This is a genomic window from Prevotella sp. MA2016 (genome assembly GCF_000619825.1).
GTDB lineage: Bacteria > Bacteroidota > Bacteroidia > Bacteroidales > Bacteroidaceae > Prevotella.
In genome coordinates, this window is sequence record NZ_JHUW01000010.1 from 125,248 (window position 1) to 140,650 (window position 15,403).

Genomic DNA, 15,403 nt, shown 5'->3' on the forward strand with positions numbered 1-15,403 from the left:
TATTCTTACCCAACATGTTCAAAGCTCTCTTTGCAGGCATCCGCGACATCGTAGGAGGCCGTGCTGGCGCTTACGAGAAGGTGCTTTCCGAAGCCAAGGACACCTCCATGCAGGAGATGATACAGCGTGCTCAGGCTCTTGGAGCCCGCTCGAGCTCTGCTCGCTTGCTACCAACGGGACGCAAGAATGCCATCGTAGGCATTGACATCGACTATGAGACTGTCGGAGCCAATGGCTCAATGCTCATGGTAGCCACCAGCGGAACGGCCGTGGTCATCTAAATCAGATCAATGAAGACGTTAGGAAACATCATCTGGATCGTATTCGGGGGCCTGCACATAGCCTTGGAGTATTTCATCGCAGGACTGATACTATTGGGCTTAAGGGGGGCCTCAAAGACCTCAACTACCAGACGATGAGTGCTCATCCGATAGAGGTTAAGTCGGGCAAGGATTATACGGTGCATAGTGCTCTCAATAACCTCCTTAAGGTTCCTGAGTACAATGTACTTGCTGCGACTGTCATTTCTGACGAGCGTGAAGTATATCAAGAAGGTAAGATTACTTATATGCCTGTGTATTTCGTGATGTTCTTCGACGAGCGGAGCGGCAGAGCCGAGCGTACGGAAGCTGATATGTCACAGACAGATGAATCAGAATATATCTTTTAAATTGCACTACCTAAATCATCTGTGCCAACTGCTATATTATTGCCTAACTTTTATATAAACTTGTTTTTATAACTCTATCACACGGAAAGTGTAAGGGGGTAGCGTGAGGGCGTTGGGGCCTGCTACTCCTTGCTTCATCTCAAGCGTCTGGTCGGTGGGCTGACCGCTGAACTCCTCGGTCTTGCTGTCGGCTGGGATAGTGAGGCCGTTGGCTTTGATGGTGAGCTCTACGGGCAGGGCGTTTACCAACTTGAGATAGCGACGGCCGGTGGCACTGTGGCGAACCAGACTGACGCCTACGCGATGTTTAAGTTCGGGGGCAATCTGGATGTCGGTGCTCACGTACTTGTCGCCACCATATACCGAGAACATGCGCTGAACATGGTAGGCAGGGGTGGGGCGGACTTCGGTGTTAGAGAAGTAGATCATGTCGGGATCCCAGTTGTGGTGCTTATCCTTGGCCAGCATCGGGGCGTAGCTGGTCATCTCTACCACGTCGCCATTGCGCTCAACATCGGTGAGATAGAGGGCTTCGGCCAGTGCGGTCTCGATATTGGGACGCTTGACATTGGTTGAGGCTGCATATTCGCCAAGATAAACCTTAGGCATGGTGCGATCGTAACCGTCGTAATAGTTGCGATGGTGCATGAACCAACCGGTTGACTCGTAGTAGTGCTCATCAACCATATACTGCAGCTCGGGATGGCGCTTGGTGAAGTCCCATCCTTCGACGTAATCGGCACTTGGGGCGTGGAAAGGTCCTACGGTGCCACAAATCTTAATCTCGGGATATTTCTGACGGATGGCCTTGCAGATCATCTCGTAGCGCTCTTCGAACACGGTGCCGATGATGTCCTCGTTGCCTATACCTATATATTTAAGGTTGAATGGGGCGGGGTGACCGGCATCAGCGCGAAGCTTGGCCCACTTGGAGGTGGCGGGATCGCCATTGGCCCACTCAATCAGGTCGAGCAGCTCCTGGATGTAAGCTGGCATCTGATCCATAGGGATGCCGCACTGCTGACCGCCTATACCCTGGGCGTTGGCGGCTGAGTTCTGGCATGGAACGCCTGCTGCAAGCACTGGGAGTGGTTCGGCACCGATGTCTTCGCAGAACTGGAAATACTCGAAGAATCCCAGTCCGCGTGTCTGATGATAGCCCCAGATATTGAAGTCGGGTTTGCGGTCCTGAAGTGGACCTACGGTGTGGTTCCAATGGTAGATATTGTCGAGGCCCTGACCATGGCTCATGCAACCGCCTGGGAAACGGACGAACTTGGGCTTCAGGTCGGCGATGACCTGAGCTAAGTCGCGACGCAGACCGTTAGGACGGTTCATAAATGTTTCTTGTGGAAAGAGCGAAATCATATCGAGTCCCACACGGACGGACTTCTGCGGAATGATGGCCAGACGGGCCTTGGTGCAGCTCTTCTTGGTGCTGAGCACGCAGGTGTACTGTTGCCAATCGGTGCCCTGGGTTTTGAGTTTGCTGCTGGCAAGTATGGTGCCATCGGTGCCTATTAGCTGAATCGTGAAGTTCTGCTTCTGACCGTCGGCCAGAACATACATCGAGAAGTTGTACTTATGGCCGGCTTCTACGGCGATGCCATCCCAACCCTCGTTCCACAGTGTGTCGGCAGCAATCACAGCATAGTGGGGATTGTTGCTGCTGAGTGGGTGCTGGGTGGAAATATCGATAGGACTGGCTGAGTGCCAGGCGGTGGTGGCGTTCCACTCGCGACGATCTTTTGCGTTGTATTCGAAGTCGCGGTTCTGAATCAGTTCGGCATACAGACCGCCATCGGCAGCATAGCTGATGTCTTCGAAGAAGATACCTATCAGTTTGTCGCTGATGGTCTTCTCGCTGTTGCTCACGTGAAGTGTGGCTGTCACAGGCTGATGGGGCAGCAGGGAATTCTTGGCATCGTCGTGCATGCGCTCACTGCTGAGACGTGCGTCGGTCTGCAACTGTTGGAAATGACTGGTGATGGTGCTGAGTTCCTGCGCTGTGATGTCGAAGGTGTTGCCCTCGTGCAACTTGCCTGCTATGGTGGCGGTGTCGCGCGTCCAGGCAGCCTGATCGATCAGGCTCTTCTGGTCTTTGCTGAATTGACGGAAGTTGCCCGATGCAGATACCCAGCGCTTGTCGCCGGTCTTCGTCTGATAATAGATGTCGAAGGTGCCATTGTCATTGGCAAAGACTACCGGCTTGAGGCACTGTGGCGTTGACATCACAGGATAGTCTTGTGGGCGCCAGGTTACCAAGTTGCGGCTATAGGCTGCGGCAAAGAGTGGTGAACTGTCGTTGACCTGAAACACCAGGCGCCAGGTGCCATCGGCAGCGCGGGCCACTGAGGGGTGGTACATGCGCTTCTCGGCTCCCCATGTGCCATAGTCGGACGAGCACAGCTGACCCATCTCCTGCCAACCGTTGGGGGTGAATTGTGCTACATGCAAGCCGGCGTGCTCACCTGGGCTATAGACAAACACGCGCTTGGTGGTCTGAGCGCAAACGCTGATAGACGCTGTGGCGAAAATGCCTAAGAGGTAAAATCTTGATTTCTTCATTATTATTGTGTCATTAATTCTTTGAGGATGCAAAGGTAATGAATTATAGCGTAAAAATGCAAGTGAAATTCAGAAAAAGTTGCTTGGGAAGGAAATGTCTTCAAAAACTTTTGTATATTTGCACCCGATATGATTATTACTATCTTTTTAAAACGTTACTATTTTGGAACTATTATGAACTGTAAAAAATCGCTCTTTATGGCCTGCTGGGCTGCTATGGCTGCCACTGCACAGGCTCAGATAACCATTGATATCGATGCACAGCAGCGAGGCCCTAAGGTGAGCCCCATGCTTTATGGCATCTTTTATGAGGATATCAACCATGCCGCTGATGGAGGCATCTATGCCGAACTGATCAGGAACCGCTCGTTTGAGGATGGACCGCGCTTTGGTGCTCCTGCCGACATGCAGGGGTGGGCTACCGTGGCTGCAGAGCCTTCTGTGTTGGCCGCCCGTCTCATTCAAGACTCGAAGAAAACGCCTCTGCTCAATAGTGCCCAGCACCATGCCCTGCAGTTGGATGTCAAGGCATCACCAGCTGCGCCTGTAAGTCTGATTAACGAGGGCTACTGGGGAATTAACGCCGTGCAGGGACGCACCTATCGTCTGTCGTTCTGGGCCAAGGCGCCAGCCTATAGGGGCACCGTGAAGGCAGAACTGCGCTCGGCCGACGGAAAACAGGTGTACGCTCAGCAGCAGGTGGCTGTATTCGCCGCTGCTAAAAAGCGGGGGTGGACAAAATACGAGGCCACGCTGACCGCTCTTGACAATGATGCCCAGGCGCAGTTCGCGCTTGTGTTCGATGGTGTAGGACAGGTGCAGCTGGATATGGTGAGCCTCTTCCCACCCACATTCCGCAATCGTGAGAACGGTATGCGTCCAGATCTGGCCAACATGCTGTGGCAGTTGCATCCTAAGTTTATGCGATTCCCTGGTGGTTGTTTCGTGGAGGGGCAGGAGAGTCCCGACAATGCCTTCCGCTGGCAGCGCACCATCGGTCCTGTCGAAGAGCGTGAAGGCCACTGGAATGTGAACTGGGGCTACCGTACCACCGACGGACTGGGGTATCATGAGTATCTGCAGTTGGCTGAGGATCTGGGGGCCAAACCGCTCTACGTGGTGAACGTGGGGATATGGCACGGCGGACAAACACCTTACGATAGTATCCAGCCATGGATAGACGAGTGCTTGAATGCGCTGGAGTATGCCAACGGTCCCGTCAGTTCCAAGTATGGAGCCATGCGTGCCAAAAACGGTCATCCAGAACCCTTCGGAATAGAATATCTTGAGGTGGGTAATGAGAACAACCAGCCCGATCCGCGGCAGCAGAGCGATCACTATTACGAGCGTTACGAACAGTTCTACAATGCCATCAAGGCCAAATATCCCGATATGAAAATCATAGGCAACGTGGTGGCTTGGGGCGACGATAATCCGAAATGGGGCAGCAGTCTGCCCGTGGATTTGTTGGACGAGCATTATTACCGCTCGCCCGACTGGTTTGCTGATGCTTTCCACAAATACGACAGCTACGACCGCCAAGGACCTAAGGTGTATGTGGGTGAATATGCCGTGACCAATGGCTACGGCACGCTGGGCAATATGAATGCTGCACTGGGCGAGGCCATCTATATGATGGGTATGGAGAACAATGCCGACGTGGTGGAACTGGCATCTTATGCCCCTATCTTCGTCAACGAGAATGATGCCCGTTGGCGCCCGGATATGATACGCTTCAGCAGCAGTCGTGCGATGGGCACTCCGAGCTACTACGTGCAACAGCTCATGCCACAGCATCTGGGCACGCAGGTGCTGAAAGTGCAGCAAACTAATCCTTATAAAGATAAGGTGGTGAAACAGATTACGTCAAAGCAGAGTAGAGTGGGGTATGGTACATGGAACACACGCGCCACTTTCCAATGTGATAAAGAGGTGGACTGCATGTATGGCGACTGGCAGATAGAGGGTGGCATGCTGCACCAGACTGGACATAAGGATGCCACGCGCTGCATTCAGAAGGATGTCATAGACGGCGATCACTATACCTGTAAGTTCCGCTGTCGCAAAGACGAAGGGGCCGAGGGCTTTATCATCATCTTCAACTATGTGGATGACAAGAACTACTGTTGGGTGAACCTTGGCGGATGGACCAACTCGCAGCATGCCATCGAGCAGATTAGCAATGGCGGCAAACTGCTGACCGACAGTAAGCGTGGGCGCATTGAGGCAGGACGCTGGTATGATGTTACCCTGCAGGTGGCAGGCGACAGTGTGAAGGTATGGCTCGACAATGAGCAGCTGTTTGATACTGTGCTCAAGCGCGACCACACCAAGGGCATCTACTCATCGGCCACCATCAACGACGCCACTGGCGAGATTATCGTAAAAGTGGTGAACAACGATGATGCTGCCACCACAGCTCGTATTAGTCTGAAGAACTTTGCGCCAAGCGAAGCCCGAGTAGTGAGGTTGGCAGCCAACGACGGTATGGAGGAGAATACGCTCCAGCAGCCCACAACCATTCATCCCGTAGAGCAACAACTCTCGACAGTTGATGACCACGTGATGCTAACCGTGCCCCCATATTCGCTGAACATCGTCACAATAAAAACGTCGTGACTTGAAGTGCACCCCGAAAGTTTTTTGTCTAACTTTCGGGGTGCACTTCATTTGAGGAGCCGTATTTCATATTAATCTTTCAAGAATAGGCTTCAACCAGGAGTCAAGTTCACAGAAATCCACGAAACTCAACGCTGGGACTACGATGGCAGAGCAAAAGAGAATGTTATGCCAGATCTTCAGATGTCTGCCCTCATTGTAAAAGAGCCTCTGACGCCCCAACTGTATGCCTCGCAGGGCATCAGCCACATCGATTCGGGTGTTGGGGAGTTGATTTATACATCTTAATTCGTCTGTGAGAGTTCAAAATGGAAAGGCTTGTCGAAATGCCGACGGGAATAGTAAGTGACGGATGGATGCTTCAGATCCATCACCATTGTCCATAATGTACCACCTACGATGGCACCTTTCTCTGGAAGCTGTGTTACCGATGTGATAGCCTTTGTCAGCTGCTCTTCATTCATCACACCGCCAGTCTTCAGGTATTGCTCCATCAGTTTTTCGTGACGATGGTCTCCCTCATGGAGTCCCACTTCAAACTTCTCTTTGCACAGATAGTGGTTCGTCACAAAGGGCGACTCTGTTACCACCATTCTATTATCTACATATTCCACAGCCACACTTCTGCCCGTAGCATCAGCCATAGAGAAATGATAGGCAGAACCTGGATCAGAGTTCATGTCGATACCACGAAGCAACTCAAGGGCTTCTTTTACATTGGCTGCATTTTTAAGTAGGTATTGTACGGCTGAAGTGGTGGTAAGGTCAGGCTTGGGGGTATCCTGTTTAGTCACCACTTTGTCGCCAGCATCGAGCACAGCAATAGCAAGACCTTTCTCATTGATACCGTCTAGTGCCATGAACAAGCTTGCCAACGCCATGAACTGGTTCTGGAAACCTTCTGGCTTGTAATTCTCACCGAAGCCAAAGAAATCGGTTGAGAAGGTTGTGATAGATTCAAAGCCATTGTCAGGTGTGGTATGCAGAATCATGGCTGTGCCGTATGGGAAATCGAAGTTGCGGGCCATCATGACACCACCATCAGGAGTGCTAACAGTCAACGTAGAGCAGCCTACAGGCTTGAGCGGGCAGTCAATCTCGGCAGTCTTGAAATGCCCTTTTGACAAGAAGTCTGTGATATAATTGGCCAGAACGTTGATATTCGCGCAGCCACCTCGTTTCATCAACTCGTCAAACCCGTCGTCGCCCGCGTATTCCATATAATACATACCTTCGTCAAGTTTCTCACACGACATGGCTCCCTTTATCAGCGAACCAAACTCCATCCAAACTAACACGCCGGCTATGACTACCAGCCCCAGAACGCTGAACAGCGCGATTTTTAATGCTTTCTTCATTGTTTATTATTGATTGGTTTGATGTCTGTTTGACGCTACAAAATTACATAAAGTTGCGTAAAGTACCAAATATTTGGGATATACGGCGTAAAAATGTGATGAATGGCTAATTATTACCCATTCGCTGCTGCTCGGCTTTACCAGCACCTGTTCCCTTATACTTACTCTTCTGGGCGTTGAAGGTGTAACGGATAGAGATGTCTAAGCGGTGGCTACGGCTTCGTGTTTTCTGCACAGTGTAGAAGAAACCACAATCATGAGCCATATCCTGTACGCTACGCTGGAACACATCACTGATGCTGGCACGCAGGCACAGGGCATCATTCTTCAACCAGCACTTCTGTACCACAAAACTGACATTATACGAAGGTGAGAGAATACGGAAGTTCAGCACATCACCCTTTGTCTGGATGTTGGCATTGGCCTCCAACTGCCAGCTGTGCTTAAAGCGGAAGGTGTTGTAAATGTCGAAGAAGAAGATGGGCTTAATAAAGGTCACATCCGTCTTGCCTGTGGCGCTACGAGGATCGTCGTAGGTCATCGTGTTCCAGAACTTCTGCCCGCCAATGGTCCAGCTTGGGCTATATACACCCCAAGTGGGATTGGCCGAAAGGAAGATGGCCAGATTACGAACGGGATCGGACAAGTTAGCCTGCTTCATCAGCATGATACCTTCGTTGTTATAGGCCATTGGCACCTGAGTGATAGTGTTGTCGCGACGCTCGTAGGCAGCAAACAGGTTGATCCACTTCCAACGGGCATTGATGCTCACCTCCTGCATCGTAGCATTCTTCAGTTTCGAGTCGCCCTGCGACAGGGTATAAGAGTTCAGATAGTAAATATGGTCGTTCAGTGAGTTGTACTTCGGACGCACGGTTTTCATAGTGTAGCTCAGCGAGGTCTGGATGGCTCCAAACTGCTTTGACCATGTGATATTGGGGAAGAACTCATCCTGATAGCGCGTCATATTGTTCTCAGCATCCAGGTTGTCCGTATAGTCGAAACCCACATGCTCGTAACGCAGTCCGGCACTTACGATACCAAATTTATCCAGATTGGCATTGTAAGCTACAAAAGCAGCCACGTTGTTCTCCTTAACATCCGCATCAGTAGAGGGGAGAGGATAGTTAGTAATCGACGTATAGCTCTGTCGCTTCACGAAACTCATCTCCGTTCCAGCCTGCAACTGTCCCTTCCACACAGGATAGCTCAACACCAGTTTGGTAGCCCAAAGTCGCGATGATATATGCGAGTTCTGTTGCATGGTCTGGGTTTCAGGCAAATACACATCTATCTGGTTGTCGTCATTCTCCTTATCCGTCAGGAAATCCACGTTCAGATCAATGTTCAGTTTGTTCACCTCACCGTTATAATAGGCATTGCCCTGCCAGTTATAGGGGTAGTGTGTATGACCACCCTGATGCGAAAGGTCGCGGCCAGTGAGGTTGTTTTCTGTATCCACCCACATGTCATTATACGTTTTAAACTGATCGTGGCGTTCCACTCTGGCACCCAGCGAGTGTTTGTCGTTAATCTGCCAGTTAAAGCCCAGGTTGTAGTTCAGACCCTCTCCATGCCAGTCGTTACGCATGTGGCTGTCCTGAAGAATATTCCTGATGCCTTCATCGGCCCGGAGGAATGTGGATTGCGTAATATGCAGGTCGTTAGGGCTATCCCACGACCAGTAGTTCACCATACCAAACAGGTCCAGATTGTTGCGGCGATAACGTAGGTTCAGCGTACTACTGGGATCGCTGAAGCCAAATGCTAAGTCCTGATTGTTGGCAGCCATCAGGTCGAAGCCGAAACCAGCCCCCTCACGACGAACAGTCTTGATACGTACCACTGCCGAAATGGTGGCATCGTACTCTGCACCAGGATTGGTAATCACCTCTACGCTCTGTATCTCCTCCGAGCGCAGTCGTTTCAGTTCATCCTTATCCTGCATCTTTCTTCCGTTAATATAAAAGATAGGTGTACCCTTGCCCAGCACCTCCAGGTCTTCGCCCTTCAGCGTCATGCCAGGCACCTTGGCCAGCATTTCCTTGGCTGTACCCGACTTACCTAAGACTGTACCCTGAATGGTGGTTATCATCGAGTTGCCTGTCAGCTTGGTTTTAGGCATCTGCCCCTTCACCACAATCTCACTGAGCATAGCTTGGTCTTCCTCCATCTGGATGGTACCTATTTCCGAACTATTCACGTTCACATACTTGGTACGATAACCGATGTACGAGAATCGTAGAATGCAGCAGGCATCGGTAGTCTTAATCTGGAAGATACCATCCACATCGCTCGTTGCACCTTGTATATAAGTAGAGTCGGATGCGAGCAGTGCCACACTCACAAATGGCAAGGGTTCACCCTGCGCGTCAATTACACGTCCACCTACATCCTCGGTCTTTGCCGCGGCTGTTAAACACATCATCATTGCAGCCATTATGGCCATCATTTTAAAACTAATCTTTTTCATTTTCCTCATTATTAAATGTTATAAAATGTTTTGCCTATTTGATGCTACATAAACATAAAAAAGTTGCAATCCTCCCCTATTTTGGGACGAATTGCAACTATTTGTGACGAATAACAGGGATAAACAGCATGAAAATGCAGCAGAGAGTACGACAAATTGTAAAAATGTGAGAAATTGTTTGTTTTTTTACTCGCTTCTTTGTATCTTTGCGGCTTGTATGAAACAAGGACGCAAAGAAACGATAACAACGAGAATTATCAGCACTACGTTTACAGTAGTGGCACTGGCAGTGTTCAAGCCTTTCTGGATGTCGGATTGGCAATGGCAGGGATATGCACATCTGATAGTGTTGGGAGTGATTGGCTTCCTCATCTGCATGATGACGGACATCATCCTGAAATATGTTGTCAAGATGCCGAGGTCATTCAAGAAAGGCGCCGAATACATCATCCGCCGCAACCTCAGATTTCAACTTATCAATACACCGCTCGTGGCATTGAGTATCTGCCTCTATCGCCATTTCGTGCTGAACGAACATGATGCAGGCAACCAGCTTTCAGTTGTCAATTTCCTTGAAACCCTTGCCATCATTGCCTTCTGCTCGTTCGCCATCGGACTCTATTGGCGCTTCAAGTACCGTAGCAAATATTTAGCGATAGAACTGGAAGATACGCGGCTGCTGAACGAGGAATTGAAGAAGATGCAGGAGCCCGAACAATCATTGCCGAACGAAGCAGAACACTCCGTTGAGAATTCTCAACCGCAAGAGCTCACACTCACTGGTACCACTAACGAATCGGTGACGTTACAGATTTCCGACCTATTATATATAGAGGCTGTGGGCAATTACGTCAGGGTCAGTCATCTGCGCAACAATCAGGTACATACCGACATGCTTCGCGCCACGATGAAACTCATGGAGGAAACGCTTGAGTCCTATCCAATGATAGTCCGTTGCCACCGCGCTTTCATGGTCAACCTAGGTCAGGTAGAGCAGATTATCTCACATTCTGGCACTACCCAGCTGCTCATCAAGCACTGTCACGAATCACTCCCCGTTTCGCGCAGCAATATGGCTCAAGTAAGGGCCGCAATTCAGATAGCCCAGGCCCTCTAAATATTACATCCTCATCCATGTCAGTTTTCTCCAAAGCCCCTCTAACGGACCGCGAGGATGATTGGAGAACCAATATCTGGCAAAGAGATACTGACAAACAACCATGCCACATCCTACCATCACAGCATAGGTAACACCTAAATGGCGATAGCAAGCCAGGCCATAGCCACAGAAGATAGCACAGCCGATGACGGACTGAAGCAGATAGTTGGTAAGACTCATACGTCCGAAAATGCATAGATGATGCAACACCTTGCGCACGCCCTCAGAAGCATACCATGCCGAAATGATGGCCGACACAATCATCATCAATATCATCAGATTGTAGATAGGGTTAAGCCACGAGGCTATCTCGCTAAAATCCACAATACTCAGCACAAGCACCACCAACGCCGATCGCCATAACAGTTGATGCCATATCTGCAAATTACGCCCTTCGTTATAAAACATACGCTGGCGGCCCAACTGCATACCTAAAATAAACAGGCACAGCAGCTGGGGCAGTCGCCAGCGTATGGGTTATCGGCTCCTGCGTAAAGATATTAAAGTGTTCCACCGAGTGATACAGGATAATGCCGGCTACAGCGATGCCTCTCAGAGCATCAGCCACATCAATTCGAGTGTTTGCCAGATGACGAGATTGATACATAGTCTTTACTTTTATAATTCCATTTCAAATTCTTTCCATTCATCACCGTCGATCAAATAGGAACCGTCGCCTATGATGCGGAAGCCTACCGATTTGTAGCATTCTACGGCAGAAATATTCTCGCAAAACACACCGAGCGTAATCTGCTTAGCGCCGAGTTTCTCCCTTGCATATTCGATAGCCTGTCGTAACAACTGCTTACCATATCCATAGCCTCGCTTCGTATTATCTACAATCACAAAGCCGAAACGGATGATGCTTTTATCCTCAGAAGGACGTCGTAACAGAATATGGCCGATAATCGTATCACCCACTACTGCCGTCAGTGGATACATGTTGTCGCCATTGTATTGCGCCATCATCTCCTCAGGCTTGGCAGGAAAATCCTTATACCTGTCGGCACTCCAAAGTCGGAAGGCATGCTTATCCTTACACCAACTCAGAATTGTTGCTGCATCATCAGACAGAAATGGTCGAAGAGTCATATTCTTGGCACAACAGTTTACGTGCTTTGGGGGTGTCATGAAATCACTCATAGTCTATTTATTTTGCGTAAAACATAAGATATTCCTCCAAATGAGCTTTGATATAATCAATGGTATGATGCCCTTCGTTTAAATGATTCTGAACCAGAACGCCACGGACTGCCAATCTTTCTGCCAGTTGCGCACATCCTCGATAAAATCCACCTTCGTCCTCACTTCCTGCGTCAAGATAAATCTCCATAGTTGAAGGCAAAGTACACTTCTGAACCAGGAAAAGCGGATTATTTGCTTTCCATTGCTCACTGGTTCCGAAATAATGCAGGTCGTTATCATCCAATACGTCTTCGATGGCAGGCATGTGACCGCCTACTCGCTCAAAAAAATAAGGATGGCGGAAAGCGTAGTTCAAGGCAATGAAGCCTCCAGCCGAAACCCCTCCAATGCAACGTACACTCGTTTTATATTGTTTCTCTACAATTGGCATCACCTCGTTAAAGAAATAATCTTCGAAAGCACCTAATCCTAGCGCATCTTCCATCCTTGGGCAGACAATTAGCATTGGTTTCATCCTGCCATCTGCAATCATTCTGTCTGCAACGGTTTGTATATCCAAAGCATGAATAATAGACTCGTCGCCACTACGCCCGTGCATAAAATAGAGAACAGGTAATCCCTCGCAAAAATTGGTTGGCACATAAATCGTAACAGCCATAGTATTACCTAGAGTTCGGCTTTGTATTTCTATTGTATCAATTCTTGATTTAATCATCCTCTTCATAATTATTCAATTACAAAACTAGTTAGCGTGCCAGCATTCCTTCAAAAATGCCATTCACGGTCTTGACGAATGCATCTGCAGGGAGCATCGGTGTATCAAGATACGCCTGTGTCTCGTCAGAGATTCTTTCTGTTTCCTTGTACTCTGCACCAGCTTGCTTGACTTTCTCTAAGTAGGGAGTAGTGAAACTCTCGGTATTGGGACTCATAAAGAGTGAGCCCTCGGCACTACAGATGTAACTGATATTCTTGCCATACATGTGGCGCATGGCAAACAGGAGTCCGTCGAAATTCCCCTTCATGTTAGGCAGTCCTGCAGTTGAAATCAGTACCGTTTTCTTGGTGCCTTCCTCATAACCATAGTGATGGGCAATGCCATCAGAATCGATATACATCAAAGGCGTGTTAAACGATACTGTTCTATCCATCAGTGCCTTACAATGCGAGGGTACGCCATAGGCATAGAGAGGTATCGACCAGATAACCAGGTCGGCTTGGCGAATTTTCTCCATCACTTCTGTTGCATCGTCCTTCTGCACACACTTGCCTGATGTTTTAAACCAGCAGGCATAGCAAGCCCTACAGGGATTGATATTGAGCCCAATGGTAGTTACAAACTCCACTTCTGAAGCCTCTACTCCGAGACCTTCCAGAAATATTTTGGTAAGTTTAAGCGTAGTACTACGCTCCTTATTTGCTGATGCGTTAATAACTAATACTTTCATTATTATATTTTATTTATAATGATTTGACGCTGCAAAGGAACGCATAATTGCTGAGACAGCCAAATATCTGGGATAAACAGCAATGATTTGTGACGAATGGGGGTTAGCATAACCTAAGCCATAACTCATCTGAATTGCCGCCCCATTTGTTATGGGGCGGCAAAAATGATTTCTACTCTATTGGTATCTGAATCACCGACAGCCATTTCTCTGGATCTTCCTGATTCCAGGCACCATCAATATAACAGGTGCGATGCAGGCCAACTACTTTGTACCCTTGCTCCTCTATGTAGCGGAAGGCTTCGGTAAACGACTCGTAAAAACGCTCGTAAGGACCTACGTGCTTCATACAGAGGGCTTTGGGTACAGCAGGCAAACGCTTAAACTTGATGATGACGCTGTCTTGGCCCATCTCCTCCACCTGTTCGCAATATTCGATGTCGATGTCCGTCGGTGTGTACTCCTTGTTATGCTCCACGGTGAAACAGTAACCTGGCGGTGGACACTTACAACCCAAACGCTGCATTTCGGGTCCAATCTTCTCTACACACATAGGGCCGATAGCGGCATAGTTAGGAATAACTTCACGATGACTTGCCACGATGATTTCGGGCAGTGATTGAATACTGAATTTTTCCATTGTCTTCATTTCTTTGCGAGCGTTCCTCCAGTCGAGCAGTTGGTTCCTGCGGGCTATCAGCTGTTTCAACTCAGCCTCTGTTTCCTTAATCTTCTCAGTAAGCTGACGGATGGTTGGGGTATGCGAATATGAGTCGCACAGGTCCTTAATTTCATCCAACGAGAAACCGAGACGTTGCAGGTCGCGTATGGTTTTTAGCCGCTGCATCTGGTCGATGCTGTAATAGCGATAGCCTGTCCACTCGTCTACCTCATCAGGTACCAGTAGTCCCTTCTGTTCATAGTGACGCAGGGTTTTAACTGTTACCTGCATCAACTGTGAGAACTCTCCGATTTTTAATCTTGTTTTCTTAATCATATCGCGCGATGTTTTTTGCTAAGCAACTACAAGTCTTGTGCAAATGAGAGGAGAAGGAGCTCGCTTCTTATCCCGAGTGCAGCCGAGACTCGCGGCTGATTTCAAAATCAGCTGCAAAATTAAGGCATGACCTTAGGGACGAGTCAAGAGAAATAAAGACTTTAACACGGATTTAACATATTATTTCTCCATGAACACCCTTGTTAATCCAGGTCCAATCTCCTCGGTTTTGAACGTCGTGAATCCTTCTTTTCTGTAGAGATTGTAGTTCCTCTGTATCTGTACACAAGTTGTAAGCCATGCCCTATTGTGCGGAAGACACTTCTGAATTTCTCGAAGTAAGAACTTGCCCAAGCCTTGTCCCTGATAATCAGGATGAACAACAAGATGTCCAATCACCCCAACGCCTTACACTGGGGGGCAAAAGCTTGGTGCTGTATCTCCAGTATTTCAGGCACATCCTCTATTGTTGCTAATTCAAAAATCTTGTGTTTCATCTTTCTCATTCTTATTATCAATGACCTTTATGTTTCTCTTTCTTCTTGGCCTGGCGCAGGTCAAACTGACGTTGCTTTTCGGCTTCACGCTCAGCTTTCGAACGCTGCTTCCGCTCCATCTTGTTCTGTTCCTGTTGCAACTTCAGGGCCTGTTGCGACTTGGTTCCTATACCCTGCGACTGCATCTGCTTCTTGGCTTCGCGAAGTTGTCGTTTGGGATTCTTCCTTCTTTCTGTGGTTGGAACAACATCAATAGCCTGACTGAACTGGAGGCGATGCCAGTTCTTGTCAATGAACTCCATCACCTCCTTATCAGTCGGCTCGGCACCAAAAGTCACCTTGCAAACGTGCAACCCTTCATGATCGGTTTGCTCAAACAAACCAATCCAGAAAGGGTCCTCAAACAATACCGTTAGCATGCCTGTGTTCATTCAATTCTTTTCGCTTTTACTCCCGGCCAATAGCACC

The 15,403-nt window shown here is 48.8% G+C and carries 14 protein-coding genes and 1 pseudogene; 5 read left to right on the top strand and 10 right to left on the bottom strand.

Features of this window, described 5'->3' with window-relative positions; translation table 11 throughout:
- Positions 1-11: 11 nt before the first annotated feature.
- From T360_RS14930 to T360_RS0108010, 3 genes and pseudogenes are all read left to right on the top strand, one after another.
- Positions 12-281: pseudogene (locus T360_RS14930) on the top strand (heavy metal-binding domain-containing protein); the annotation flags it as partial.
- 9 nt (positions 282-290) lie between these two features.
- Entirely contained in the window at positions 291-419 is a 129-nt protein-coding gene (locus T360_RS15975) for a YccF domain-containing protein (RefSeq protein WP_081772740.1), read from the top strand.
- Entirely contained in the window at positions 416-670 is a 255-nt protein-coding gene (locus T360_RS0108010) for a hypothetical protein (protein ID WP_028912319.1), read from the top strand. The genes T360_RS15975 and T360_RS0108010 overlap by 4 nt, the downstream gene beginning before the upstream one ends.
- 66 nt (positions 671-736) lie before the next feature.
- Here T360_RS0108010 and T360_RS0108015 read toward each other — a convergent pair whose 3' ends face one another.
- Positions 737-3,238 (bottom strand): alpha-L-arabinofuranosidase C-terminal domain-containing protein, encoded by a 2,502-nt coding sequence (locus tag T360_RS0108015; RefSeq protein ID WP_028912320.1) that lies wholly within the window; start codon positions 3,236-3,238, stop codon positions 737-739.
- Positions 3,239-3,412: 174 nt separating this feature from the next.
- Here T360_RS0108015 and T360_RS0108020 point away from each other — a divergent pair, with 174 nt between their 5' ends.
- Positions 3,413-5,857 (top strand): alpha-L-arabinofuranosidase C-terminal domain-containing protein, encoded by a 2,445-nt coding sequence (locus T360_RS0108020; protein WP_028912321.1) that lies wholly within the window; start codon positions 3,413-3,415, stop codon positions 5,855-5,857.
- Positions 5,858-6,141: 284 nt separating this feature from the next.
- Here the strand turns inward: T360_RS0108020 and T360_RS14935 are convergent, their stop codons facing one another.
- Both T360_RS14935 and T360_RS0108035 read right to left on the bottom strand, forming a co-directional pair.
- On the bottom strand, positions 6,142-7,215 hold the full coding sequence (locus T360_RS14935) for a C45 family peptidase (RefSeq protein ID WP_081772741.1): 1,074 nt from the start codon (positions 7,213-7,215) through the stop codon (positions 6,142-6,144).
- 106 nt (positions 7,216-7,321) lie between these two features.
- A complete protein-coding gene (locus T360_RS0108035) occupies positions 7,322-9,688 on the bottom strand; it encodes an outer membrane beta-barrel family protein (protein ID WP_197019289.1) in 2,367 nt (788 codons plus the stop codon).
- A gap of 217 nt (positions 9,689-9,905) precedes the next feature.
- Here T360_RS0108035 and T360_RS0108040 point away from each other — a divergent pair, with 217 nt between their 5' ends.
- Complete coding sequence (locus T360_RS0108040) at positions 9,906-10,805, top strand: LytTR family DNA-binding domain-containing protein (RefSeq protein ID WP_028912323.1); 900 nt, start codon at positions 9,906-9,908, stop codon at positions 10,803-10,805.
- Between the two features lie 3 nt (positions 10,806-10,808).
- On the opposite strand, the gene T360_RS15980 is transcribed toward T360_RS0108040, so the two are convergent.
- The 7 genes from T360_RS15980 to T360_RS0108085 all read right to left on the bottom strand — a co-directional run bounded on the left by T360_RS15980 (position 10,809) and on the right by T360_RS0108085 (position 15,366).
- Positions 10,809-11,255, bottom strand: a complete 447-nt coding sequence (locus tag T360_RS15980; RefSeq protein WP_231488135.1) for a DUF418 domain-containing protein — start codon at positions 11,253-11,255, stop codon at positions 10,809-10,811.
- 210 nt (positions 11,256-11,465) lie between these two features.
- Positions 11,466-11,939: a GNAT family N-acetyltransferase gene (locus T360_RS0108055; RefSeq protein ID WP_028912326.1), complete on the bottom strand. Its 474-nt coding sequence runs from the start codon at positions 11,937-11,939 to the stop codon at positions 11,466-11,468.
- Positions 11,940-11,997: 58 nt separating this feature from the next.
- Positions 11,998-12,717: an esterase family protein gene (locus tag T360_RS0108060; protein WP_051523468.1), complete on the bottom strand. Its 720-nt coding sequence runs from the start codon at positions 12,715-12,717 to the stop codon at positions 11,998-12,000.
- Positions 12,718-12,739: 22 nt separating this feature from the next.
- Complete coding sequence (locus T360_RS14945) at positions 12,740-13,441, bottom strand: flavodoxin family protein (protein ID WP_051523469.1); 702 nt, start codon at positions 13,439-13,441, stop codon at positions 12,740-12,742.
- 172 nt (positions 13,442-13,613) lie between these two features.
- Positions 13,614-14,438: a MerR family transcriptional regulator gene (locus tag T360_RS0108070; protein WP_028912328.1), complete on the bottom strand. Its 825-nt coding sequence runs from the start codon at positions 14,436-14,438 to the stop codon at positions 13,614-13,616.
- 180 nt (positions 14,439-14,618) lie between these two features.
- Entirely contained in the window at positions 14,619-14,837 is a 219-nt protein-coding gene (locus tag T360_RS16720) for a GNAT family N-acetyltransferase (RefSeq protein ID WP_051523470.1), read from the bottom strand.
- Between the two features lie 115 nt (positions 14,838-14,952).
- Positions 14,953-15,366 (bottom strand): YjdF family protein, encoded by a 414-nt coding sequence (locus tag T360_RS0108085; RefSeq protein WP_028912329.1) that lies wholly within the window; start codon positions 15,364-15,366, stop codon positions 14,953-14,955.
- Positions 15,367-15,403: the final 37 nt, after the last annotated feature.